The sequence below is a fragment of the Larkinella fluvii genome (genome assembly GCF_051857545.1).
GTDB lineage: Bacteria > Bacteroidota > Bacteroidia > Cytophagales > Spirosomataceae > Larkinella.
The window spans coordinates 324,926-350,249 of sequence record NZ_JBPZHB010000010.1 but is presented as its reverse complement, the minus strand read 5'-3'; the positions used below and the strand labels follow the sequence as shown (position 1 = coordinate 350,249).

Here is a 25,324-nt window from a genome sequence, read left to right as displayed (position 1 = left end):
AGGCTTTTGTTTTGCTACGGCACCAGGCTTTTTTTTAATCCTATTAATCGGTTTTGACAACAATCAGTGGTTTATTTACATTTCTGCCTGCCAAACCAAAAAACCGGTTTTGCACGTTTAGAAAGTAAAGGCCCAACCTCTAACCGAACTAGTAATGCCGTTTTCGATGGACACTTTGCTGCGCGATTTAAGCCGCCTGCCACACCGGGGGGCGGCCACGGTTTTCGAAGCGTCTGCGATTGAACGGTTGTCATTGGCCCTCCGGGAACTGCAGGCCACCGTAACGGTCGAACCCTTCCGGACGCCCCGTACCTATGTGACGGTGATTTACTGGCTAATCGCCGGCATCGTTACCGGGTTGTTGACGGCACCCTGGCTCGGCTGGCTGGCGGTGCTCTGGACGTGGGGCTGGGTAACGTTGGCCTGGTTGTTTTTCAACTGGCGGTTTTCGCCCGTCACCCGGCTTCCTCCCCAGGTAACCTCCCACAATATCATTGGCCGATGGCGTGAAACCGGGTTTGGGTATGCCGGTGACCAGGAAAAACCGGTGATGAAAGTCATTTTGATGGCGCATTACGATACTGCTCCGATCTCGCTCTTATACCGAACCGGCACCGTGAACAGTTTCCATACCACCCTTGTTCTGTCGCTGGTGCTGATGCTGGGGGCCGGGCTGTTGGTACTCTTTGAACAACTGGGCGTAAACAGCGACTGGATGCCGTGGATTCGCTACGGTCTGATTGCGTATTTTGTGCTCCAGGCCTTACTCGGAACACTCGGATTTTGGCTTTATGGCTATACCAACGGAGCGAGCGATAACGCAACGGGGGTTGTGGCCGCCATCGCCACCGCCGAACGGTTGAAGCAATTGTATATGCCCGGACTGGAAACCGAAGTGGTGCTGACCGGAGCGGAGGAAGTGGGGATGATTGGCTCCCGGGCTTATCTGGACAAACACATCGACAGTTGGCCCAAAGGACGAACGGTGGTGGTCAACTTCGATACGCTGGGCAATGGGTCGCTGCGGGTCATTAAACATACCGGAACGGTTGAAGTTATTGAATACACCAACGAGCTGATGAAAACGGCGGAGCGTTTGCTGGAAGAAAAACCGTTCCGTGGGGTGGTCAAACCCGGCCGATGGCACACGGCCGATTTTGACAGCGTCTGGTTTGTGCGCCGGAAAATTCCGGTGATGACCCTGACGGCAATGGACGCCAAAGGCCGGATGCCCAACATTCACCGCCCGGAAGATCAGTTGCTGGTAACAGATGTCAGTGCCATTCCAACGGCGGTCGATTTTGCCATTCAGACGCTTGTACGGCATTACCAGACGTATGAAATCACTGCCGAGCGGTTGTGAATTGAACGGTCTGCCGGTTTTAGATGTTGAATTTTACGGGCGGGTTTGTAGATTTGCCCAATCGATCACACGCAAATTTTAACGATTACTGCAATGGGGACGTATAAAAATGAGGGATTTGAACCCGCGACGATTCAACTTCTGAAAGAGGAATGCCAGGAGGAAGGAAGTTCATTCGTCTATGTAGAGGATGAAGATGACGATCTGGAGGTTCTGAATTCCGGCGAATGCGTTCACGTTCAGTTTGTTGGCAAACATAAGGAAAACGAAGTTATTTACGACGCCATTATTTATACGTTGCGGCTTCACCACAGCAGCCTGGTGTATGAAATGGCCATGGAAAAGGTCAAGAAATCGTTTCCCCAATACATTCCGGTAGAAGAGCGGAAACCCGACTACCGGATCGACGCGGAACTGGAAGAGGAAATTGAGTTGTTCTTAACCGAGTTGATCGAGGAAATCGAGGAAACCGAAGCGGTAAAAGTACAGGAACACATTGAAATCGATCACGAGTTTGAATACGGAATCAGTCTGGATGTCTGTCTGAATGTGGAAGAAATTTCGGAAGAGGTCATCGAAGACTTTATTGCTCAGTTCAACAGCAACACGCTGAAACTGGACAAGACGATGTATTCCTTTACCAACGACGAACCCGAAGAGTAAGCGCAAATTTTGACGGCTCGTCCGTATTTATGCATCTGTTTTACCAGCCCGAAACGGAGACAAACGCTTTTCTGAGCGAAGAAGAATCCCGGCATTGCGTCAAAACGCTGCGACTGGCCAAAGGAGCGTCTATTGATGTGACCGACGGTCGCGGCAAACGTCATAACTGTGTCATTGAAAACGCCGACCCGCGCCGGTGTACTTTTCGGATTGTTGACACGCGTAGCGAAGTTCCCCGGCCCTACCGGATTCACCTGGCCGTGGCTCCGACTAAAAATATGGACCGAATCGAATGGCTCGTGGAAAAAGCGGTAGAACTGGGTGTCGATCAGTTTAGTTTTTTCGTTAGCCAGCATTCCGAACGCCGGATGCTCAAAACCGACCGGCTGGAGAAGATCGCTATCGCTGCCATGAAGCAATCCCTGCAGTTGTTTATGCCGGTGATCGATCCTGTGCTGGATTTCAAAACCGTACTAACCCAGGGTGCCGACGAGCGGTTTATTGCGCATCTTCCCGAAAATGAACCGGCGGTGTCTTTGTTGAAAGCCGCCAAACCGGGACGGACAACCCTGGTGCTGATTGGTCCCGAGGGCGATTTTTCGGAGCGTGAAATTCAACAGGCAATTGAAAATGGATTCAAAATGGTTAAATTAGGGGAGACCCGGCTGCGTACTGAAACGGCAGCTCTGGCGGCCTGTCATACGATTCATTTAATTAATACGACGACCTGAACATGAAGCGACTTACTGGATTTCTTTTAACGGTTTTGTTTTTCACGTTGACGACAACGTTGTCGGTGAAAGCCCAGTATTCGTATAAAATTGCCAAATTGAAGTACAACGGCGGGGGCGACTGGTATGCCAACAAAACGTCGATTCCCAACCTGATCAAGTTCTGCAATGCCAACCTGCGGATGAATATTTTTCCGGAAGAAGACATTGTGGAAGTGGGAAGCCCCGAATTATTTTCGTATCCCTTCGTTCATATGACAGGCCACGGGAACGTCGTTTTTTCGGATGCCGAAGCCCAAAACATGCGCCGGTATCTGATGTCGGGCGGTTTTCTGCACATCGACGACAATTACGGGCTGGATAAATTCATCCGGCGCGAGATGAAAAAGGTATTTCCGGAACTGTCGTTTATCGAATTGCCGTACAATCATCCGGTTTATCACCAGAAATTCAACTTCACCAACGGCTTGCCAAAAGTACATGAACACGATGGGAAGGCACCACAGGGATTTGGATTAATCTGGGAAGGGCGTTTAATCTGTTTTTACAGTTTTGAGTGCGATTTGGGGAATGGCTGGGAAGACCAATCGGTCTATAATGACCCGGAAGAGGCTCGCCAGCAAGCTTTACGCATGGGAGCCAACCTGTTACAGTATTCGACAACCGCTTTTTGAGAAAATAAATAAAAAATAAAAATTTGTCTTATTCGGTTAACTATCGACGTTATTGTTGTAGATTTGTAGAATCTAATTGCACTGAAGTTGGTTTTTAGCCATTCACCTTTAACAAATTTAATCCCGTGGTAATAATCCTTATTGCCTTTGTTGTTCACTGGTACGTATCGCTTTTCTGCCAGACATTTTTTCTGCACCGGTATTCGGCTCACAAAATGTTCACGATGAGCAAGGTATGGGAACGCTTTTTCTTTTTCCTGACCTATCTCTCACAAGGGTCCTCGTATTTGAGTCCTCGCGCTTACGCCGTTCTGCACCGGATGCACCATGCGTTCAGTGATACTCCCAAAGACCCGCACTCTCCACACCACACGAAAAACGTGTTTACGATGATGTGGAAAACGAAAGATCTATACAATGCCGTCCTGAACCGGGTTCGGCCGATTGAAGCTAAATTTGACCGCAACTACCCGGAATGGTATGCCCTGGAAAAAATCGGTGATTCCTGGATTTCACGTGTAGCCTGGGGAACCGTGTATTCCTTGTTCTACATCTTCGCCTTCGTTTACTTGGATATGCACTGGGCGTTTTTCTTCCTGCTGCCGATTCACTTTCTGATGGGACCAATCCACGGAGCGATTGTGAACTGGAGCGGACACAAATACGGTTACGCCAACTTCGACAACCACGACCGGTCTAAAAACTCGATGTTTTTCGATTGGCTGATGATGGGCGAGTTGTTCCAGAACAACCACCACAAACGTCCGAATGCTGCTAACTTCGGTGCGCGTTGGTTTGAACTCGATCCGACCTACCCGGTTATCCGGCTGCTGTCGGCGTTGGGAATCATTAAAATGCGCCCCGCAAAAGTGACCAGCCCGGAATTTGAAACGGGTCACGACCGTCTGGTGGAACATAACGAAAAAATGTCGGCTTAACGGCCTACACCTCCAACACAAAAAATGCCCGCCAGTCAGACTGGCGGGCATTTTTTGTGTTGGAGAAGAAAGAGGTTAGACAGAGAATAAAGACTTTATCATGGTGGAACTGTCTTTACTCTCTTGTCTAACCTCTTTACTCTTTTTCATAATAACTCCTTCGCCACTTCATCCCAAGAAAGTACCCGTTGGAAGATTGTGTTATCGCGGTTGTGTGGAGCGTCGAACAGGAGACCTTTCCCCTGAAAACTGACCAGATTATACGGCATGTCGTCGATCATGAACTCGGCCCGCAGAATGCTCTTGTCACCACAGAAGACCCGGTTTTTCCAGTGAATGTGCGGGAAATGCTGATCCAGCCAGTCGTATTTTTCCGAAAGGGAATTGCGAAACTCCATGGCCGCCGACGTAACGAACAGGTCGTATTTTTCGGAAAGTGCCTGCGTTACTTCAATGGCTCCGGGCATAACCGGAATGTCAGCAAAGAAACCCGGTTCGTGAACATAATCCGCCAGGCGTTTGTAAACGTCTTTTTCCAGCAGTTCATGAAACGAATTGTCCCGGAATACGGTGGGCAATGCCGTTGTATCGAAATCACGGCGGTAGATGGCAATAAACTTGCCGACGGTGTCCGCCAGCACATCATCCATGTCAATGGCAATACGTGGTTTCATTCTTTGAATTTTATGCCAATGGCTCTTTTGCCGCTTGAATAGACAATGGCGTCGATGGGCTTCTTGGCTTCGGTTGCTTCTTTTTTTACACGACGAACAAACTGTTCGATATCTTCTTCAATGGAATTGTTCACAATGCCACCGGTAAAGTAGGATTTGGCTTTCACGCCCCCGGAAGCATCGACGACGGTTTCGTAATCCAGTAGCGGTTCGTTCATGACGTAAACGGCCAGCCCGTCAATTTTTCGGACTTTAGCCAGTCCTTTGTTGGCGCCGGCTTCCTCTTTGAATTTAACGGCGATGGCGGTTTTTGAGCCCGAAATGACGACGGCATCGAATGCTTTGTTGTCTTTTTTTCCATCCTTACTGGCCCGTCGAACAAACTGGGCGGCTTTTTCAGAAACCCCTTCATTCACGACTCCGCCGGTAAACAGGGATGCGGCTTTGGCACCGGATGCAATTTCGAACACGGTTTCGTAGGCACGCAGTGGTTCGCACATCACGTACGTTTCAATGCCCTGAATTTTATCAACCCGTGCGTTTGTCTGGGCGAAAACGGTCGTAAAACTGAGAATGCTACAAAAAACAGCGGAAAAAACCAGTTTCAATTTCATGAGTATAGTATGTTGTTTAAGTAAGATGACCCTAAACTACAACTCTGGCAGACCCAAAACCCGTACGAAATGCTTCGTATGGCATTTTTAAGTCTTGAAAGGTATAAATGCCGGGATGAACGGTTAGACAATTTTCCGGTCCGGATCGAACCCTTCCAGGTAATCCGAAACGCGCTTGACAAACTGCCCGCCCAGCGAGCCGTCGACCACCCGGTGGTCGTAGCTGTGAGAAATGAACATCTTTTGCCGAACCCCGATCAGATCGCCCTGGGGCGTTTCGATGACTGCCGGTTTTTTCTCAATGGCTCCAAAAGCCATGATGGCCACCTGTGGCTGCACGATAATGGGCGTTCCCATGACGTTGCCGAACGTGCCGATGTTAGAAACCGTGTAGGTGCCATTGGCCAGATCGTCGGCGGTGAGTTTATTCTCTCTCGCACGACGGCTCAGGTCGTTTACTTTCCGGGTCAGTCCAACCAGATTATACTGATCGGCGTTGTGAATCACCGGCACAATCAGATTGCCACTAGGCAAGGCCACGGCCATGCCAATGTTGATGGCTTTTTTAACAATGATCGTATCGCCATCTACTGAGACATTGATCATCGGGAAATCCCGGATGGCCTTTACGACAGCTTCGATCAGCAAGGGCGTGTAGGTGATATTTTCGCCGTATTGTTGCTGAAACGCCTTCTTGTTTCGTTCGCGCCATTGCACCAGAACCGTCATGTCGGTTTCGACAAACGAAGATACGTGGGGTGCAATCCGCTTTGATTCGACCATCCGTTCGGCGATCATCTTCCGCATCCGGTCCATTTGAATGATGTCGTTCTGGCCGGTAATGGAAGCGGCTTTTGGAAACGAAGAACCCGTCGAAACCGGCTCGCTTTTCCGTTTTTCGACGTACGCCAGAATATCGTTTTTGGTAATGCGGTTTTCGGCACCAGTGCCCTTGATTGACGCCAGTTCAGCCTGAGAAATCCCTTCGGCCTTGACTATGCTCAGTACCAGGGGCGAATAAAAACGGTTGTTTTCGGCTACACTGGTTTCGGCATCGGTCCGGATTTCCGGATTGCGCGACGAAATCTGCGATAGGTCATCTTCCAGTTTAGCCGCTACGCTGGCCACATCCTGTTCGTCGGTTTCTCCGAATGGGGGCGAGTCCGGCGTTGGGGATGCCGGCAGATCCTCCGCATTCCCTTCGACTTCAATTCGGGCCACCGGGCTACCAATGGCCACGACATCACCATCTTTCACCAGAATTTCTTTGAGAATACCGGCATGAGAAGACGGCACCTCGGTGTCCACTTTGTCGGTGGCCACTTCCAGAATCGAGTCGTCGGCTTCAATGCGGTCGCCGGGCTGTTTAAGCCAGGAGATGATCGTGCATTCTACAATACTTTCGCCCATTTTGGGCATAACCATGTCAACAAGTGCCATTGGCAGGGAGTTTATTTTTCTTCCAGCAACGTTTGCCGGAGAAGGTTTAAGACTTGAACCGACGTGTTCTGAATATTCTGCTCGCGGTAAGGCCCCAGTTTCAGCAAGCGGGCGACGGTCTGTTTTTCGGTGGAACAGGCAATCCAGATGGTGCCGACCGGTTTTTCGGGGGTTCCGCCGTTGGGGCCGGCAATGCCGCTGGTGGCAATGCCCACGTTGGCACCCAACTTCATTCGAACGCCTTCCGCCATCTCCCGCACGGTTTGTTCACTGACCGCGCCGAACTGGCTGAGGGTCTCCGGTTGAACACCCAACTGGTTGACCTTAACGGTATTGCTGTAACTGACCACCCCGCCGACGAAATACCGGGATGAACCGGCGTATTTGGTCATCTGACTCGCCACAAAACCGCCCGTGCAGCTTTCGGCGGTCGCCAGCATCCAGTTTCTTTCGGACAACAACTGCGCCACTTTGGTTTCCAGTTCATCGTCATCGAACCCGAACACAAAAGGCTGGATCAACGGGAGAACGGCTTCGACCTGCTCATCGATTTCCTGTTTCAGCACCACCGGATCGCTGCCGGTTCCGGTGAGCCGCAGCCGCACCTGGCCGAAATGGGGCAGGTAGGCCAGTTTGATGTGAGCGGGCAGTGCATCTTCCCAGTTGGCAATCGTTTCAGCCAGAAAAGACTCGCCGATTCCCACCGTGCGAATCATCTTATGAACGATCGTCGGCGTTTCAAACTGGTTCTGCAACATCGGAATGATCCGGTATTGCATGAGGTTCTTCATTTCAAACGGTACGCCCGGCAGGGAGACATAGATGGTTTCGTTTTCATTGAACCACATGCCCGGTGCGGTTCCCCAGTCATTCGGCACGTAGGTGCAATTGAGGGGTAAATCGGCCTGTTTGGCGTTTATTTCGGTAATCGGACGGCCCCGGCTTTCAAAGAACTTCGTTACAAACGCCAGCGCTTCGGGATTTCGTTCGAGGGTCGTGTTAAAATACTCGCAAATGGTCACTTTCGTAATGTCATCCTTGGTGGGACCGAGACCACCGGTCAGAATGACCAGATCAGCGCGTTCGGTAGCTTCCTCCAAAATGCTTAGAATGGCTTCCTTTTGATCGCCAACCGACGATTTCCGGATGGTCCGGATTCCGATTTTCGTTAGTTCCGCCCCGATCCACTGGGTGTTGGTATCGGTAATTTGTCCAAACAGTATTTCGTCACCAATCGTTATAATTTCGGCCAGGATGGGTTTCATGAAAAAGAATCTACAAGTTTTTGTGGCTCGACCCTTTACTTTTTGTCAGTTTTGCTGTCTTATAGAGAAAGGCCGATTGACAAACTAACAGCAGATCGCTGTCTTTCGAGCCAAAAATACGTAAAAAAACGGTTTATCTTTTGCCGACAAACCATCGGTGAACGTTTCACAAAGAGTATCAACCTGGAAAGCACATGAAAAAAACAGTCCTTTTTGCCCTCCTGCTCGCCGGTTATTCCGGTGCCGCAATTGCCCAGTCCGATTCAACCCAACCGAAAAAGAAGGGTATCTTCGGACAAATTCTAGATAAAGTAGGTGATGTCGCTTCGGGCGGAAGCTCATCCAACGACGAAATTGCCAATGGATTGAAAGAAGCCCTCCGGATCGGGATCAGCAAAGGCTCCGATCAGGCTTCGGCCGTGGATGGCTATTACAAAAACACGCTGATCAAGATTCTGATGCCGCCGGAAGCCCAGAAGGTGGAATCGGCTTTGCGTAAATTGGGCATGGGAAAACAGGTCGACCAGTTCATCATGTCGCTCAACCGCTCGGCGGAGGATGCGGCCAAAAAAGCCAAGCCGATCTTTCTGAATGCCCTGACGTCGATGACCATTCAGGATGCCGTCGGTATTTTGCGGGGGCAGGACAATGCCGCCACGCAGTATCTGAAGCGCACCACCTCGGATCAGTTGATGGCGGCTTTTACGCCGGTGATCGACAGTACGCTGAAAAAAAACAACGCCACCCGGTATTATGGGGATCTGGTTCGCACCTATAACAAACTACCCATTGCCACCACCAAAGTTAATCCGGATCTGACCAATTATGCCGCCACGAAAGCCGTCGACGGTATTTTTACGCTGGTTGCCCAGGAAGAGAAACAAATCCGCGAAAACCCGGCGGCCCGCGTCAACGATTTGCTGAAGAAAGTATTTGGGCAGCAGTAAACCTGCGTTTAGAGGTTTTTTGGATTTGAATCGTCGGGGAAGGATTGCAAATCCGTTTCACAAATGTTTACCTTTGAAGTCTTAAAACTCCGCTGGGGGTGGGATCGTTGTTTGACGACTCCGCCTGGGTTGGCGGAGTTTTTTACTGTACTCAAAAGCAAACGATGAAAAAATCAGAAATCAATTTTGCGGTTGAATTAGACGACCACAATATCCCCGAAAAAATTTTCTGGAACGCGACGGACAATCCCAATGAAGGACTGAGTGACACCAAAGCGGTGGTGGTGTCGGTATGGGATCATTACAACCAGGGTACATTACGCTTGAATCTGTGGACCAAAGACATGGCCGTCACTGATATGAAGCGGTTTTGCGTCGAAGTGCTCGGCAGCCTCGCCGACACCATCGTAACGGCCACGGGCGACCAATCGATGGCCGACCAGATCGACAACCTTTGCCGGGCTCTAAGCAAAAAAGTGGAGGAAGAATACCGCGAGCAGCAGAAGCAGGCATAGCGAACGACAGGTTGTGTTCGGTTTACGGTATTCAGTTTTCGCCGGGCCGCCGGAGCTGTGCGGTTCCCCTACGGAACTGACGCGATAAACCGAAAACTGAATACCGTAAACCGTAAACCCTTTACTGATGAAGATATTGAGTTCAGTTGTGATCGTTGTTTGGCTGACGATTGGTTTGGCCGTTGGGCAAGGAGTGCAGTTTCGAAAGGAGCCATTGACGACGGTTTTAAGTGCGGCCCGGAAAGCCAAAAAGCCGGTCTTTGTGGAAGTGTATTCGGAAACCTGCCACGTTTGCCAAAGTTTTATTCCCACGTTTGCGAACAAAACGGTGGGGAAATTCTACAATACCCGTTTTATCAGCACCAAAATCGATATTTCCAATAAGAGCACCATCGCTTTTCTGGACAAAAACCGCCTGTTTGTTCCCTCCTTACCGCTGTTTTTATACTTCAATGCGCAGGGAGATCTTATTCACATGGCGATGAGTAACAATTCGACGGATGAGGTCATTCGACACGGAACCACGGCCCTGAATCCGGAAATCCGGTCGTCGGCCATGCGGAAACGGTTTGAAGACGGGGAGCGTTCCGCGAATTTCCTGATCGATTACGGGATGTATGCCCGGGTGACGCGCGACACGGTGACGAACATCCGGGTGATGAACGAGTATGCCACCCGGCAAGCCGCCAATACGTATGCAAATCCAACGAACTGGCTCGTGTTGCAAAAGCTGATTCTGGACGTCGACAACCCGCTTTTTCAGTACATGATCGGCCACCTCGATCAATTTATCAAACCCAACGGTGCGGAGCAGGTCAAAACGGTGGCGGAGAATATTCTGATGTCTTCGTTGTATAGCAGCCGGGGCAACCAGTATCCGGCCGCCAAAATCATCACCATCCGTAACCAGCTTCAGCAAGTTGGTATCGACGGACGCGTCGCCAGTAACCGCACGCTGCTGCCCGAAATCAACGCTTACTTTCGCGCGGGTCAGGCCACCAAAGCCGCTTCCCGAATGGACGATCACATTGCTAAGAACCAGTTCTCGACGCCGGAATACCTGTATGTGATTCGGTTATTCAACCGGAAAAGCCCGGATGCCAGCGATGCGCCGACGGTAGCCCGCTGGGCCAACAAAGCCATTCCGCAGGCAAAAAGCCCCGCCGAACAGGCTGATTTGTATTTTGAACTGGCTGAGGTCTATCGCCGGGGTGAAAAAACCGCCGAGGGGTTGAAAGCCGCGCAAAAGTCGCTGGAGATGGCGAAAGCCGCTAAAATCGATACGAAGCGGAATACGGAGCAGATTGGCCGATTAAAATGATCGTCAGGAATAAATGACGTTGGAGAACGGCGGTTGCTTCAAGAGATAGGCCGAATTTTCGTCACCCAGTTCAATGGCCCGGATCAGGTCTTTCTGGGCCGGACCGTACTGGTCGAGCTGCATCCGGGCCATTGCCCGCCAGCGGATGGCGTCGGGTTGCTGACCCCGGAAATACCAGACAGCTTTGTCAAACTCCTTGAAGGCTTCTCCGAACTGATTCAGTTGGTACAGAGCGATACCTTTATCAAGATACGAATCGGGAATGGTGTTGTCGAGACTCAGGGCAACCGTCAGATCGAAAAGGGCGGAATAGGCATTTTCATTCCGAAGGTGGCATTTTCCCCGGTAGGCAAACGCCAGGGAGGATTTGGGGTGTTGTTTAACGGCCTGATCGAAGTAGGCGAAGGCTTCATCGTAGCGGTGAAACTGGACGAGCGTAATGCCCTCGGCAAACCGAAGACGGTCTTTTTCCGCCTGCGTGTCGTGGTCGATCACGAAATACCGGACAACCAGGTAGAAAATAAAGAAGAATCCTATCAGCGCAACTTCCATATCCTGAAGCTTTCAGAAAACTACTGTAAACTAGCTGAAAAACCGGGTATTTGCAACCCGTATCCTATTTTTCCAGTCCGTGCCGAACCGCTTTAGGTAGACTGGCAACAATCAGTTCGTAGGAATGATCGATCCATTTTTTCAGATCACTTTCCCGAATCGTTCCGTCGATGATAACGGTATTCCAGTGTACTTTATTCATGTGATAACCGGGCCGAACCGCATCGTATTGCTCGCGCAACTCGACGGCCAGTTCGGGATTACATTTCAGATTGACCGACAGCGGGCGGGAATCCATCGACGTCAAGGCGAACACCTTGCCGCCAACCTTGAAAACCAGCGTATCTTCACCAAACGGAAACGATTCGTTGGCACCGGATTTGCTCAGGCAGTAATTCCGCAGCGTTTCAATGTTCATCGCATGATGGCTCTGACAATCATCACAATCAGACAGAACAGAAACATGATGATGGAAATCCGGTTGATTCCGTGCATCATGCGAAGGTTGGTGTTCGTCGGGCGACTAGGGTCCGGTTTCTGAAAAACCCGGTAGAAATACCGGAAGACATCACCCAACTTGAAATAATCTCCGATTTTGGACATAATGAGTTAAGAGTTAAGAGTTAAAAATTAAGCGTTAAATCGGTGAGAGAATGAAGAGTGGCTAACTCTTCACTTTTAACTCTTAATTCCTCACTCAGATTCCGGTTCATTCCAGCGACCGTCTTCTTTTATCAATTCAATCAGTTCATCGACGGCGTGTTCGGCGGTGACCGACTTTTTGATCACCTGCTGACCCCGGTACAACGAAATTTTGTCTTTGCCGATTCCAACGTAGCCATAATCGGCGTCGGCCATTTCGCCGGGTCCGTTGACGATGCAGCCCATGATGCCGATTTTGATGCCTTTCAGGTGGTCGGTGCGTTTGCGAATCGTTGCCGTGGTTTCCTGCAAATCGAACAACGTTCGTCCGCAGGAAGGGCAGGAGATGTATTCCGTTTTCGACATCCGGGTGCGGGCCGCCTGCAAAATGCCAAATGCCGTCGAATTGTACCGGTTTGCCGTCTCCAGGCGCTCATCGGGCGACAGGTCGGGAAGCTGATCGGTCGCTAGCCAGGCTCCGTCGCCCAGGCCATCGACCAGCAATCCGCCGATGTCCGTTGCCGCGTAGAGTTGCAGGGAATCGCCCTGACTGTCCGGAAAACTCCGCAGCGTTACGACCGGGCAGAAAATTTCGCGGTTGATCAACTCGACATACAATCGCCGAAGTTCGGCCATCGCGTGGGTATTTTCCGTTCGAACCACCAGCACCACATGTTGATCTTCACTGAGCGCACTAGCTAATTCATCCGAAAATTCGCCCAGTTGGGTTTCAACAAAATTGAGAAGCGGGTGTAAACCGCCCGGTTCTTGCCGACTGTTCAGGTAGGTATTCGTGTCAAGCAAGGGGAATTTATGAACCTGATCGGTGGCGGAAAGCCAGGCCGAATAATCCAGAATTTCTTTCAAGCCGTTGGGTAACATGAACGAAGCGGGCTGAGAACCAGTGTACAGGTAGTCGGCACCCAGGTCATTCATCCGCCATTTGTCGGGAACGGGCAGGTAAAAGTGGCCGATGGGCCGGAGTTGCTCGTGGTGGGTGACGGGTATTTCGGAATAATCGGCAATCACGCGCGGTACGTTGACCCCACCGAAATTGGCGACTTCGCGGGTTTTCCGCCGGGTATACTGATACGGATGAATGGGATAGTGCCGGATTTCCGGAATCTGGCTGTGGCCCGCCCGTTTTGCATACCGGTCGATGAGCGCCTGTGCAACCGGGGCTTCCAGTTCGGGATCTTCCGTTAGGGAAACCCGGACGGTATCGCCCAAACCGTCTTCCAGCAACGTGCCAATGCCAACGGCTGATTTGATCCGGCCATCTTCCGCTTCGCCCGCTTCGGTGACGCCCAAATGCAGCGGATACGGTTTCAAGCCTTCTGCATCCAGTCGCTGAACCAACAGGCGGTAGGCTTCCACCATGACCTGCGGATTGCTGGATTTCATCGAAAGAACAATACTGTGGTAGTTTTCATCGTCACAAATCCGCAGAAATTCTAAAGCCGATTCCACCATCCCGAGGGGTGTATCGCCGTATCGACTCAGAATCCGGTCCGACAGCGAACCGTGATTGGTACCGATCCGCATGGCCGTTCCGTATTCTTTACAAATCCGGATCAGGGGCAGAAATTTGGCCCGAATCCGTTCCAGTTCGGCGGCATAGGACGCGTCGGTGTATTCGATGACTTCAAACCGCTTCCGGTCGGCGTAATTGCCGGGGTTAATCCGGACTTTTTCGACGATGCGGGCGGCCAGTTCGGCGGCATTGGGTGTAAAATGAATATCGGCAACGAGGGGTGTGGTGTAGCCCCGGGCGCGTAATTCCTTGCGGATGTTTTCGAGATTTTGGGCTTCCTTGACACTGGGCGCCGTAATCCGGATGTATTCGCAGCCCGCTTCGATCATTTTGATCGACTGCTCGACCGAACCCAGGGTGTTCATGGTGTCGATGGTCGTCATCGACTGAACCCGGATGGGATAATCAGAGCCTAGCGGAATGTTGCCGATGGGAACCGTGATGGTTTTGCGACGGGAATATCCGGTTAAGGAGTTGCAATAGAGAGCCGGTTTTTCGGCGGATGGTATTAAAGACGGTGTTGCGAAGTCAAGCATGGCCTAAACAGCGAGTGCGGAAGAGGATACAAAGGTACAAAACCGGCGCGTTTTCCCCGCAAAAGCTAGTAATAGAACCCGCTTTTTCCCGAAATTGTTCATTTCGGAACGTTAGTAAAAGAGATGGATATACGTTGATAATCAGTCGGTTATTCTATTCTTCGACCTTGGTGCCTTCGTCTACCCGAATAATATAGGCCGCACCGCCCTGGCGTTCAATGGCTTCTGCGACGGCTCCGGCATGGCCGGGCGCGTAGACAAACATACAACCACCGCCCCCCGAACCGTTGATTTTACCGCCCAGCGCCCCGGCATTCAAAGCCGCTTCGAGCATCCGGTCGATTTTGGTTGTCGAAATACGTTGGGCATCCCGCAAATTGGCGTGGTGACGGTTGAGCAAGTCGCCAAGCCGGATGTGATTCAGATCGGCTGATTCCAGCACCTGTCGGGCTTCGCGGAGGAGATCGCGGTTCGAAACCGTGCCTTCCAGCAGCGTATTTTCTCCGCCCGATAAAAAAGGGCGGTAGTCGTCAAGTTCCAGAACATCCGTGGTATGGAGCGAGAATTCCGGGTTGACGGCTTTGATTTTATGAATAATTCCGTTGACGCCGTTCCGCAGCCGACCCAGAATATCCAGCGTATCTTTGGCTTCCAGTGAGTCGCCCAGCACGAAAGCACCGAGTTTGGGCCGTAATTCTTCAATTTCAATGTGCGGTTCCGACTCCAAATAGATCACATCGCCGATGGCGGTGGAATAATGATCCATCATGCCGCCCGGTTCGCCAAATTCAAGCACTTCGGCTTCATTGGCCAAGTTCCCGATTTCCTGTCGACTCAGCAGACGCGGACGGTCACTCAGGCGCATCAGAAAATGCAGCCAGGAAGCCACCAGGGCCGATGAACTCGATGTGCCGGAATTGATCGGGATATTTCCGTGGACTTCACATTCCACTCCTTTCGAAAACCGGTAACCGTGTCGTAACAAAACATTGTAACTGCTCCGAAAATAATCACGCGGTTTGGTATAAACCAGACTGGCGTCCGATAGCTCAAATTCTTCCCGCTCGTTCACATCCGGCAAATTAATCACCACTTTCCGATCCGCCCGGTGCGAACCGGTAATCCGGATTCGCCGGTTGATGGCTGCGGCAATGACGGGCAGCCCCAAATAATCCAGGTGTTCGCCGAACAAACAGATTCTGCCGGGGGTGGAAACGCTTAATTGGCTCATTACCAGGTGTGTTTTTTGCTTCCTGCCAGTGCGTAATACAAGATGTAGCTTAGCAGGGGTAGGATCATGGCGTACGCTAATTTCGGACTAACGGCGTCGGTCAGATAACCATGCAGCAGGGGCAGTAACGCACCACCGGAAATACCCATAATTAGCAAAGCTGAGCCTAATTTGGTGAATTTCCCCAGCCGGTCGAGCGACAGCGGCCAGAGGGCCGGCCAGATCGGTGCAATGGCAAAACCCAGGAGCGCGATGCACAGAACGGACGTAAACCCGTCGGTCAGCAAAGCACCCACGGTCAGAACCAAACCGAGACTCGTGCCAATGATGAGTGATTTTTGCTGCGATAGGAAACGCGGGATGAGGATGATGCCCAGGATGTAACCGCCGAGCATACCGTACAGTGTATAGGCCGTAAAGTATTTGGCTTCGTCATTGGAGAAGCCCAGCGCAACGCCGTAGTTAATGATGGTGTCGCCCGAAATGACTTCGACCCCTACATAGCAAAAAATGGCTAAAACGCCCAGTACAAGGTTGGCATGTTGCCAGACGCTGTTGGTAGTTAATGGCTTGGCTGTTATCGCTTTATCTTCATCCTGCTCTTCGGATACTTCAGGTAAAGTAGAGAAGCGGATTAGCATGGCGAGCACCACCAGAACGCCCGTCAGAATCAAATATGGCGTCACTACTTTGTTCAGCGATTCCTCGGCCGAAATGACATTGGCCCCCGTTAACAACAAACCGCCGAAAATAAACTGGCTGATGATGCCCGCTAATTTGTTGGCGACCCCCATGAAGCTAATCCGTTGTGCTGCACTTTCGCGGGGGCCAAGGATGGTCACGTAAGGATTGGAAGCCGTTTGCAGAACCGTTAAGCCAATTCCGATCAGGAACAAACCGACCAGGAATAGCGGATACGAAATCGCCTTGGCAGCCGGTATGAACGTGATGGTGCCGATGGCCATGATGATCAGGCCCAGCGACATCCCGTTTTTGAATCCTGTTTTCTTGAGCAGCCAGGACGACGGAATCGCCATGAGCGTGTAGGAAATGAAAAACGCCGACACCACCAGGTTCGAACCCACGGTGCTGAGCTGAAAAGCCTGTTTGAAAAAGGTAATGAGCACCCCATTGACCCAGGTGACAAATCCGAAAATGAAAAATAACATGCCGACAATGAGCAGTGGCCCAAGGTAGCTATTGGTTGAATTCCGGGTTGCAGTCGGAGTCATTTTTTGAGAAGTTTGGAGAAATTGAGAAAGAGCCTGCAATATAACACGCAGTCGTTCAATATATTTTAAATTTTTTTATTAATTAAGAATTTTATTCTGATTATCGGGCCGTTAGCGAATTAATAGTCATCTGTCAACGCAAAAATGGGTTTATTCGTCTTCCATTTGCCGCGCGTAAAGTCCGGAATTTCAATCGGTTTGCTGCCTTTGGCGATGGATTCTTCCGAAAGTGGACTGATGGCGCTCCAAACCGCTGCGTCATACACGTCGATTGGGGGCGGCACTTTCCGTTTGACGGACTCGATGAAAGCCCGGATCACGAAAAAGTCGATCCCGCCGTGGCCCGCATTTTCGGCGGTTTGGGCGTGGCGCTTCCAGATCGGGTGATCATATTGGTCCTGGTATTGTTTGAAAGGCTCCCACTGGTGCGGTTTGGCACTTTTTCCTTCAATATAAATGGTTTTTCCATCGTCCATCCAGATGCCCTGGGTTCCCTGCGCCCGAAAACCCAGCGAATAGGGGCGGGGTGAGTTCGTATCGTGCATAATCACGATGTTCTCGCCATTCGCACAGTTGATAACGGTCGTAACAATATCGCCCAGTTTGAAATTGACTTTGGCGTTCGGGTGATTGGCTCCGCCTTTATCCACCACAAATTTGTGCAGACTCCGGGCCTTGGTTGCAGTCGACGTCAAATACATAAACCGGTTGCCGCGATTGATGTCCAGCCAGTGGGCGACCGGCCCCAAACCGTGGGTAGGGTACAGATCTCCGTTGCGATCGACGGAGTGTTGGGTGCGCCAGCGGGCTTCGGAATAGCCTTTGGCTCCGAATTCGACCCCTTCTTTGCCCATACCACCGTTAAATTTGACGGTTCGCAGGTCGTGCTGGTACCCGCAGTGGGCATACAGCATTTCGCCGAAAAGACCCTGACGAATCATGTTCAAAACCGCCATGACATCGCGCCGGTAGCAGACGTTTTCCAGAATCATGCAGGGCATCCCGCTTTTTTCCGACGCTTCGATCAGATCCCAGGATTCTTTCAGGGTAACCGTCGCCGACACCTCTACCCCCGCGTATTTCCCGGCTTTCATCGTGGCTACCGACATCGGCACGTGCCATTCCCAGGGGGTGGCAATCACGACGCCGTCGATGTCGTCGCGTTTGAGCATGTTCAGAAAATCTTCGTCCGTTTTGCCAAAAACCGCCGGCTCGGGGCGCCCGGCCTTGCTAATCATGGCCTTGGTGCGGTTGATCGCATCGGGATCGATGTCGCAAATGGCCGTAATGGACACATCGTTCCGGTAAATGGCCTGATCGACGTGACTGCGGCCCCGGCCACCCAAACCGATAAAAGCCAGCCGGACTTTTTGGTCCTGGGCCGGTGCACCGGTTAGAATGGTCGGAAATAAATGGGCGGAGGAAACGGTTGCGGCCGCAGAACGCAAAAAATGACGTCGATTCGTTTTCAAGGAGGTTCGGTCTTTAAGGGTTTGTTAAGGACTAAGCCGTAAAAAAAGGCAAAATATCGGTAGAGCCAAAAAAATGACGGGATTACTTGTATTTTTATCCAGGGAGTTGCCTACAGTTGATTCCGAAAGGCTTAATAATTTCTTAAAATCGCCGGTATATACGTATGAACCAAATCAGAAACCGGGCTGTTATCCCTGCGAAACTGACTGAAATTGCTTCCTGAAGGCGGACTATCCCACCGCTTGACGGCTCAAATGTGTTGCAGACATCCTTTCTGACGACATTTTGGTCGAGAATTAGTATCAATCGAAAAATCCGGGCGACCGGCTCTGACAGAATGGACAAAAAACGGGTAGCGGTGTTCCGCAAAGAACACTTCAACGCGGCTCATCGTCTCCACAATCCGGAATGGTCGGATGAAGAGAACAAACGGGTTTTTGGCAAGTGCAATAATCCTCATTATCACGGCCACAATTATGAGCTGATTGTTCAGGTTATAGGCGAAGTTGACCCCGTTACGGGTTTCGTCATGGACATGAAATTGCTCAGTGATTTAATCAAAGACCGCGTTACGGACCGGTTTGATCACAAAAACCTCAATGTAGATACGGAAGAATTTAAAAACCTCAATCCCTCCGCCGAACATATTGCCATTGTTATTTACGATTCGCTGCGCAGCCAGCTAGATTCATCTCTGGATTTGAAAATCAGACTCTATGAAACCGAACGGAACTTCGTTGAATACCCGGTCTAACGGCCATCATCCTGCTTATGACCTGCTTCATGACGTAACAGTCGATGAAATGGGTGATGACCACGTGGCGTCTTCCATCGAAACTCCGTTGCGTGATGATGCCTTTGACTTGAGTGATGAGGCAAAAATGGACCTGATCGAAGGCCATTTTCGGCACATTATGAACATTTTGGGGCTGGATTTAACCGATGACAGCCTGAAAGGAACACCCCGGCGCGTTGCTAAAATGTACGTCAAGGAAATTTTCAGCGGTCTCGACCCGGCGAAAAAACCGCAGGCGGCTCTGTTTGAAAACAAATACCAGTACAACGAAATGCTGGTGGAAAAGGGCATCACCGTTCATTCGCACTGCGAGCACCATTTTGTGCCGATCATCGGCCGCGCCCACGTGGCCTATATTTCGAGTGGAAAAGTGATTGGCTTGTCCAAACTTAACCGCATTGTGCAGTATTTCGCCAAGCGCCCCCAGGTGCAGGAGCGGTTAACGGTGCAGATTGCCAATGAGTTGAAAACCGTGCTGGAGACCGAGGATGTGGCGGTGGTGATCGACGCCCGGCACCTGTGCGTTTCGATGCGCGGGGTTCAGGATGTCAACAGCTCGACGGTTACGGTGCATTACGGCGGCAAATTCAAGTCCGATGAAGCCACCCGGCAGGAATTTCTGCGCCACGTCAGCGAACCAACCGCAGCTTTGTAATTAAGAGTGATGAGTTAAGAATTAAGAGTTAATGGCACAAGGACGCATTTAACTTTTAATTCTTAACTCATCACTCTTAACTAAATTAGAGTCCCTACGCGCTCCAGAAGCGCTTTTGTTTTTTTGATGCCTTCGTATTCGCTCAGGGTTGAGCCTTCGTATTCGATCCCGGCGATGCCTTTGAAACCGCTGTCTTTCACGATTTTCATCATGCGCATGTAGTCGGTGTCCGTACAGTTGCCGCTGGCGTCGAAATCGTGGGTTTTGGCACTGACGCCCTTGGCGAACGGCATCATTTCACCCACGCCCTTGTAGCGGTCATATTCTTCCACACACTTGCCGCCCCATTCGGAATTGTCACTGCGTTTGATGCAGAAATTGCCGAAATCGGGCAGAATACCGACGTTTTTCATATTTACCTGCTTCATGACTCCGGTCAACCACTGGCCGTTGGACGAATAGCTGCCGTGATTTTCGACAATCACGTTGATGTTCATGGTTCTGGCAAATTCGCCCAGTTTTCCCAGTCCTTCCACGGCGGCTTTGGCCACTTCTTCTGCCGTCCCTTTCCCAAAAGCATTGACCCGAATGGTTTTACAGCCCAGCGTTTTGGCGCATTCGACCCAGGGCTTGTGTTTTTCAACGGCTTCGTTGCGTTTGGCCGCATCGGTTTCGCCCAGATAGCCCTCGCCATCGATCATAATCAGGTGATTCCGAACGCCATTGTCCTTGCAGCGCATCATCAATTCTTTCAGATACGTGGCATCCTGCGCTTTATCCTTGAAAAATTGGTTGACGTATTCGACGATATCGATGCCAAATTCATTTTTAGCGAGGGCCGGGAAGTCCAGGTTCGTAATTTTTTTCTCGTTGAACAACGCTTTGTGCAGCGACCATTCGGCCAGCGAAATCTCGAAGAACGGTTTTTTGGCAGCGGCTTCGGCCAGAGCAGGAAGAGCAGACGCCGTGGCGGTCAGAACGCTGAGTTGTTTTAAAAAGGAGCGACGCGAAGTCATAGGTTAATCGTTTTAAATGGGTTAATCTCGAAAATAGTACATGTATCAGGAGGAAAGATACTAAAAAGGTCCTTTTGATTTAACGACCAACTGAATGGATTTTGAAATCAGTTCCTAATGCAATATATTTACGGTGTACTATATATCTAATACACTAATACAGATAGAGGGCGACCTCACAATGACCATTAACGTACTATTGACTTCACCTTGTTAACCTTACTTTGTATGTTCAGAAGCTTTTTAATTACGGCATTTAGGAATTTAAAAAAGAACAGATTATACGCTGTTATTAATTTATTGGGCCTGTCTCTCGGCGTTGCTTGTTGTATGGTCATTTTCGTAATCGTCAGATATGAAACTTCCTTTGATAAATATCACAGCAAATCGAGTCGAATTTACCGGGTGAACTTATACCAACAAACTGAAAATGGAACCCAGTTTAATGGTTGTAATTATTCACCTTTGGCGGAGGCTGTCCGAAAGGATGTTTCTGGGCTCGAAGAAGTGACCGGTGTCTATTGTTTACAAGTTTACCAGTTTTCCAGAGGAACCGACCTATTTGAAGATCAATACGCTTTTTTTGCTGACCAGCACTATTTTGATGTCTTTGATGTGAAGTGGATAGCTGGTAATAAAGCGGACGCGCTAACCAATCCGAATTCTGTGGTTGTTACGGATGTTTTCGCCGAAAAATTTCTCGGCGGACCAGGTGAAGCCTTAGGGAAAACTTTTGTATTGGAAAATAAGCTAAACCTGACTGTGTCGGGAATTGTCGAAGCGCCCCCTACAAACACGGATCATCCGTATAGTATTCTGATATCTTATCCGTCACTGGCCATGTTTGTCCCAGACCAGGTCAATAACTGGGAAACCGTTGGTGCTGGAGCAACTTATGTGGTGTTTAACCACAACACGAAAAAGGATAAGATCGATAGTCAGTTCAAAAATGTTGTTAATAAATATCTGAGAGAGGACAGAGCGAAAAATACAACATTTTTTTTGCTGCCCCTGGAAGATAACCACGACAGGAATTACGATTACACCAGTTTTACCTACGACTTCCCCGTACCGGTTATGACAATTTTGGCTATCATTGCCGGAATGATTGCTTTTATTGCCTGTATTAATTTTGTGAATTTGGCAACAGCCCAATCATTGAGAAGGGCCAAGGAGGTAGGCGTTAGAAAAACCATGGGCAGCAGTCGTCTTCAGCTCATTGTACAGTATATAACTGAAGCTTTCATCATTTCGGTGTTAGCTGTTGTTATGGGATTGGTACTGTCAAAGGCAAGTTTAACGCAGCTTAATCAGGCATACGGGGTAAATTACCAATTAAATCTTTTAAACGATCCCTCTACATGGCTGTTTAGTGCCTGTGTGACTATTTTTGTAACCCTTCTGGCTGGTTTTTATCCTTCCTTTATCCTGTCAGGATACAAACCTGTTTTGGCCCTGCAATCCCAAACTTTTGTAGGAAAATCCAAAGGGCTCCCGATCCGAAGAGCACTTGTTATTTCACAATTTGCCGCTGCACAGCTATTGATCATTGTAACGACCATTATGATCAATCAGGTCAGTCATTTCAAGAATCGTCCAACCAGCTTCGATCCAAAGAAAATTGTTGTGATTCCCTCTCTTCGGGGGAATGAAAAGCAGCAACATCAGAAGCTGCGGTATGAATTACAAAAAGTCCCGGGTCTGGTCAACTATAGTTTTGGAAACGTGGGCAACGAAATGGGCGAAATCTATATCGATAAGCAAAAAAAGCACGCTGGAATGATCAGCTACGCTGACACCTCATACATTCACACCTTTCGTATGAAATTGTTGGCGGGAAGCAATTTGTCTTCCGATATGGACAAAACTTCTTCACAGGTCCTGGTCAACCAAGCTTTGATCAAGACGCTGGGCCTTGCAAATCCCGCATCCGCTATTGGGAAGACCTATGTATTGAGGGGAAAGACCGTTGTGATCAGAGGAGTCATCAGGGATTCTTATACACAGCCAATGAGCAATAAAATTGATCCCGTAAGCATTCTGTTTAACCCACAGAAATTTACAGGCGTAGCGATAAGTATCTCCGCCAATAACGCATCTGAAACCCTGGTCGGTATTGAGAGGGCGTGGAAAAGCGTTTACCCGGATTACCTTTGCAAATATCATTTTATGGATGATTCTTTGAACCGGGAGTACGGATCGTATAATGTAATGTTTTCCATTCTCGGAACAGCTTCTTTCCTGGCCATATTTATCGGATGCCTGGGTTTGTATGGATTAGTTTCCTTTATGGCGATACAGCGTACGAAAGAAATTGGGATTCGCAAAGTATTTGGGGCTACGATCTCAAATATTATGATGATGTTTACAAAAGAATCGGCAGTACTGATTATGATCTCTTTTGCACTTGCCGCTCCACTAGCACATTTTGCGGGTATCGGAATGTTGATGGAATTTCCTGAGCGCGTGGAGCCAGGAATAGGAATTTTCATAACTGGTTTTTTTGCTTCACTGCTTATCGCACTGTTTACGGTAGGCTACCGATCTTTTATTGCCGCCATTCAAAATCCTGCTGAAAGTCTCAAAAGTGATGGCTGAAAAATCCTGGGGATTGGAAGATCGGGAAAAGCCGAATAGTTCCCTCCCGGTTTAGAATGCCGCTTGATAAATATCTATTTTGGGGAGGTGTATAACTAAAGTATCACTCAAAAAGGAAAAAGGCCCTCAGCAGCGTGTGCGGGGGCCTTTTTAACCGAGATATGAATACAACCTGAATTAAGTATCTCATTTGAGCACTAAATTCTCACCGAAAATTACAAAAAAGTTGATAACGGCCAACTTTTTTAATCGGATTTTGTGAAATTTTTTTTAAAAAAGAACCGCATCAATTCGGCTCGGCTTCCGTGACAAAGTGTTTTTGGTTGGTGGAAATGTTGGCAATCGTCCATTCCACATCGCCGGAGAACGCATGGGCCCGAACCGGACAGTCGGCAATGCGGCAATAGTGGCAACACTCCGGCAGACACGGATCGACGTGAATGAAAATTTCTACTTCCGTGTCAATTTCCCCTTTCAGCACCTCTTCAAACTCGTGAACTTCCTGGTGAACCTGCGCCAGCGTCCAGTAGTAAGGCAGCGTCAGGTGGCAGTCGATGTGCAGATCGGCCCCGTACCGCTGTACGCGCGTATTGTGAATATCGATCCAGTTGCTGCGCTTGTGCTGATTCAGAATGTTGAGAATGCGTTGCAGCAGCGCCAGGTCGGTTTCGTCCATCAAACCCGCCACCGAGTGCCGGATCAGGCCAAGACCGTTGAAAATGATCACCCCCGACAGAATGAGCGATAACAGGCCGTCGAACCAGGTCAACCCGGTGAGCCAGATGAGGCCAATGCCCACTACCACGATCAAACTGCTCAGGCTGTCGACCAGCAGGTGACGGCCGTCGGCAATAAGGGTGATCGAATTCGTAGCGCGTCCGTTTCGGATCAGCAGCCAGCCCACCAGCGCGTTGGCCACCGTGGTCAGCGCGATCAGCGCCAGACCCCAGTCCAGGTTGGTGATGGATTGTGGATGTGAAAAGGATTGAATGGCCTGGAAAATGATGAAAAGCCCCGCCGAAAGAATTAACGCCCCTTCAAAACCGGAGGAGAAAAACTCAATTTTACCGTGACCATACGGGTGGTTTCGGTCGCGTGGCTGGCCGGAAAGGTAAATGCTGTACAAGGCAAACCCGCTGGCAATCACGTTGATAATAGATTCGAGGGCATCCGTCAAAACCGCCGTGGACGACGTCAGCCACCAGGCCGTGAATTTGAGAATCATCAACGTCACACTCAGTCCCAATGAGATCGACATCCACTTGTATTTGATTCGCTGACTGGGTTGCATGGAGCCGTTGGCTGGTTTATAGCCTGCAAAGGTAGCAAACTGTAAAGGATTTCTCTTTACATTTGCTGGTATGGAGTTTACGGAAAATCCCTGGAAAACGCTTACATCAACGGTTGTGTACGACAACAACTGGTTGAAAATCAGACATGAAGAGGTGGTTACGCCCGCCAACACCCCCGGCATCTACGGGGTGGTCAGTTTCAAGAATAAAGCCGTAGTCGTGGTGCCCATCGATCAGGATGGGTATACCTACCTGGTAGGCCAATACCGCTATCCGCTCGATGAGTATTCCTGGGAGGTGCCGGAAGGCGGGGCTCCCATTGGCACGGATCTGCTGGAATCGGCCCGGCGCGAACTGAAAGAAGAAACCGGTCTGGAAGCTGAAAAGTGGACGATGATTGGCCGCATTCACACCTCCAATTCGGCCACCGACGAGGAAGGCTTCCTGTACATCGCGGAAGAGCTGAGCCAGGGAGCGCACGAACCGGAAGAAACGGAACAATTGCAAATCCGGCGGGTTTCCTTAGCGGACGCCGTTGACATGGTGATGAATAGTGAAATTACCGATGCCCTCAGCGTCTGCGCCCTGCTGAAAGTAGCGCGGTTGAAACAGATCTGATCGC

Annotated in this window: 25 protein-coding genes; 12 read left to right on the top strand and 13 right to left on the bottom strand. The window is 50.0% G+C overall.

Annotation, left to right across the window (positions count from 1 at the left end):
* Positions 1–166: 166 nt before the first annotated feature.
* From ACS5NO_RS26760 to ACS5NO_RS26740, 5 genes are all read left to right on the top strand, one after another.
* The gene (locus ACS5NO_RS26760) at positions 167–1,363 is read left to right on the top strand and encodes a M28 family metallopeptidase (RefSeq protein WP_439417966.1); all 1,197 of its coding nucleotides are present in this window, start codon (positions 167–169) and stop codon (positions 1,361–1,363) included.
* A 93-nt stretch (positions 1,364–1,456) separates the two neighbouring features.
* On the top strand, positions 1,457–2,026 hold the full coding sequence (locus ACS5NO_RS26755) for a hypothetical protein (protein ID WP_439417965.1): 570 nt from the start codon (positions 1,457–1,459) through the stop codon (positions 2,024–2,026).
* 29 nt (positions 2,027–2,055) lie between these two features.
* The gene (locus tag ACS5NO_RS26750) at positions 2,056–2,757 is read left to right on the top strand and encodes a 16S rRNA (uracil(1498)-N(3))-methyltransferase (protein ID WP_439417964.1); all 702 of its coding nucleotides are present in this window, start codon (positions 2,056–2,058) and stop codon (positions 2,755–2,757) included.
* A gap of 2 nt (positions 2,758–2,759) precedes the next feature.
* Entirely contained in the window at positions 2,760–3,431 is a 672-nt protein-coding gene (locus ACS5NO_RS26745; RefSeq protein WP_421830884.1) for a DUF4159 domain-containing protein, read from the top strand.
* 125 nt (positions 3,432–3,556) lie between these two features.
* Entirely contained in the window at positions 3,557–4,369 is an 813-nt protein-coding gene (locus ACS5NO_RS26740) for an acyl-CoA desaturase (RefSeq protein WP_439417963.1), read from the top strand.
* Between the two features lie 146 nt (positions 4,370–4,515).
* Here the strand turns inward: ACS5NO_RS26740 and ACS5NO_RS26735 are convergent, their stop codons facing one another.
* The 4 genes from ACS5NO_RS26735 to ACS5NO_RS26720 form a co-directional block, all read right to left on the bottom strand.
* Complete coding sequence (locus ACS5NO_RS26735) at positions 4,516–5,043, bottom strand: 5' nucleotidase, NT5C type (protein ID WP_439417962.1); 528 nt, start codon at positions 5,041–5,043, stop codon at positions 4,516–4,518.
* Positions 5,040–5,657 (bottom strand): hypothetical protein, encoded by a 618-nt coding sequence (locus ACS5NO_RS26730; protein WP_439417961.1) that lies wholly within the window; start codon positions 5,655–5,657, stop codon positions 5,040–5,042. The genes ACS5NO_RS26735 and ACS5NO_RS26730 overlap by 4 nt, the downstream gene beginning before the upstream one ends.
* Before the next feature lie 123 nt (positions 5,658–5,780).
* On the bottom strand, positions 5,781–7,097 hold the full coding sequence (locus tag ACS5NO_RS26725) for a dihydrolipoamide acetyltransferase family protein (RefSeq protein WP_439417960.1): 1,317 nt from the start codon (positions 7,095–7,097) through the stop codon (positions 5,781–5,783).
* 11 nt (positions 7,098–7,108) lie between these two features.
* A complete protein-coding gene (locus ACS5NO_RS26720; protein WP_439417959.1) occupies positions 7,109–8,362 on the bottom strand; it encodes a competence/damage-inducible protein A in 1,254 nt (417 codons plus the stop codon).
* 194 nt (positions 8,363–8,556) lie between these two features.
* Between ACS5NO_RS26720 and ACS5NO_RS26715 the strand changes: the two genes are divergently transcribed.
* The 3 genes from ACS5NO_RS26715 (at position 8,557) to ACS5NO_RS26705 (ending at position 11,145) form a co-directional block, all read left to right on the top strand.
* Entirely contained in the window at positions 8,557–9,309 is a 753-nt protein-coding gene (locus tag ACS5NO_RS26715) for a DUF4197 domain-containing protein (RefSeq protein WP_114406559.1), read from the top strand.
* Positions 9,310–9,473: 164 nt separating this feature from the next.
* On the top strand, positions 9,474–9,824 hold the full coding sequence (gene gldC / locus ACS5NO_RS26710; protein ID WP_114406560.1) for a gliding motility protein GldC: 351 nt from the start codon (positions 9,474–9,476) through the stop codon (positions 9,822–9,824).
* 127 nt (positions 9,825–9,951) lie between these two features.
* On the top strand, positions 9,952–11,145 hold the full coding sequence (locus tag ACS5NO_RS26705; RefSeq protein WP_439417958.1) for a DUF255 domain-containing protein: 1,194 nt from the start codon (positions 9,952–9,954) through the stop codon (positions 11,143–11,145).
* A 3-nt stretch (positions 11,146–11,148) separates the two neighbouring features.
* Here ACS5NO_RS26705 and ACS5NO_RS26700 read toward each other — a convergent pair whose 3' ends face one another.
* From ACS5NO_RS26700 to ACS5NO_RS26670, 7 genes are all read right to left on the bottom strand, one after another.
* On the bottom strand, positions 11,149–11,697 hold the full coding sequence (locus ACS5NO_RS26700; protein WP_439417957.1) for a tetratricopeptide repeat protein: 549 nt from the start codon (positions 11,695–11,697) through the stop codon (positions 11,149–11,151).
* Between the two features lie 64 nt (positions 11,698–11,761).
* Entirely contained in the window at positions 11,762–12,115 is a 354-nt protein-coding gene (locus tag ACS5NO_RS26695) for an MmcQ/YjbR family DNA-binding protein (protein WP_439417956.1), read from the bottom strand.
* Positions 12,112–12,300: a DUF6728 family protein gene (locus tag ACS5NO_RS26690; protein WP_150874784.1), complete on the bottom strand. Its 189-nt coding sequence runs from the start codon at positions 12,298–12,300 to the stop codon at positions 12,112–12,114. The genes ACS5NO_RS26695 and ACS5NO_RS26690 overlap by 4 nt, the downstream gene beginning before the upstream one ends.
* 90 nt (positions 12,301–12,390) lie before the next feature.
* A complete protein-coding gene (gene ispG, locus ACS5NO_RS26685) occupies positions 12,391–14,409 on the bottom strand; it encodes a (E)-4-hydroxy-3-methylbut-2-enyl-diphosphate synthase (RefSeq protein WP_439417955.1) in 2,019 nt (672 codons plus the stop codon).
* Positions 14,410–14,563: 154 nt separating this feature from the next.
* Positions 14,564–15,640 (bottom strand): GHMP family kinase ATP-binding protein, encoded by a 1,077-nt coding sequence (locus ACS5NO_RS26680; protein WP_439417954.1) that lies wholly within the window; start codon positions 15,638–15,640, stop codon positions 14,564–14,566.
* Positions 15,640–16,872: a sugar MFS transporter gene (locus ACS5NO_RS26675; protein WP_439417953.1), complete on the bottom strand. Its 1,233-nt coding sequence runs from the start codon at positions 16,870–16,872 to the stop codon at positions 15,640–15,642. Before ACS5NO_RS26675 ends, ACS5NO_RS26680 begins: the two co-directional genes overlap by 1 nt.
* Before the next feature lie 119 nt (positions 16,873–16,991).
* Positions 16,992–18,272 carry a Gfo/Idh/MocA family protein gene (locus ACS5NO_RS26670; RefSeq protein WP_439417998.1) on the bottom strand — a complete coding sequence of 427 codons (1,281 nt, stop codon included), beginning with the start codon at positions 18,270–18,272 and terminating at the stop codon, positions 16,992–16,994.
* A gap of 410 nt (positions 18,273–18,682) precedes the next feature.
* Between ACS5NO_RS26670 and ACS5NO_RS26665 the strand changes: the two genes are divergently transcribed.
* On the top strand, positions 18,683–19,099 hold the full coding sequence (locus tag ACS5NO_RS26665) for a 6-carboxytetrahydropterin synthase (protein ID WP_150874779.1): 417 nt from the start codon (positions 18,683–18,685) through the stop codon (positions 19,097–19,099).
* Positions 19,062–19,796, top strand: coding sequence for a GTP cyclohydrolase I FolE (gene folE / locus ACS5NO_RS26660; RefSeq protein ID WP_439417952.1), 735 nt, complete (start codon positions 19,062–19,064; stop codon positions 19,794–19,796). Before ACS5NO_RS26665 ends, folE begins: the two co-directional genes overlap by 38 nt.
* Positions 19,797–19,876: 80 nt before the next feature.
* Here the strand turns inward: folE and ACS5NO_RS26655 are convergent, their stop codons facing one another.
* Positions 19,877–20,812 carry a sugar phosphate isomerase/epimerase family protein gene (locus tag ACS5NO_RS26655; RefSeq protein WP_439417951.1) on the bottom strand — a complete coding sequence of 312 codons (936 nt, stop codon included), beginning with the start codon at positions 20,810–20,812 and terminating at the stop codon, positions 19,877–19,879.
* A gap of 228 nt (positions 20,813–21,040) precedes the next feature.
* Here ACS5NO_RS26655 and ACS5NO_RS26650 point away from each other — a divergent pair, with 228 nt between their 5' ends.
* The gene (locus ACS5NO_RS26650; RefSeq protein ID WP_439417950.1) at positions 21,041–23,410 is read left to right on the top strand and encodes an ABC transporter permease; all 2,370 of its coding nucleotides are present in this window, start codon (positions 21,041–21,043) and stop codon (positions 23,408–23,410) included.
* Positions 23,411–23,696: 286 nt separating this feature from the next.
* On the opposite strand, the gene ACS5NO_RS26645 is transcribed toward ACS5NO_RS26650, so the two are convergent.
* Positions 23,697–24,701, bottom strand: coding sequence for a cation diffusion facilitator family transporter (locus ACS5NO_RS26645; protein ID WP_439417949.1), 1,005 nt, complete (start codon positions 24,699–24,701; stop codon positions 23,697–23,699).
* 70 nt (positions 24,702–24,771) lie between these two features.
* On the opposite strand from ACS5NO_RS26645, the gene ACS5NO_RS26640 reads away from it, so the two are divergent.
* Positions 24,772–25,320: an NUDIX domain-containing protein gene (locus tag ACS5NO_RS26640; protein WP_439417948.1), complete on the top strand. Its 549-nt coding sequence runs from the start codon at positions 24,772–24,774 to the stop codon at positions 25,318–25,320.
* The last annotated feature ends 4 nt before the right edge of the window (positions 25,321–25,324 follow it).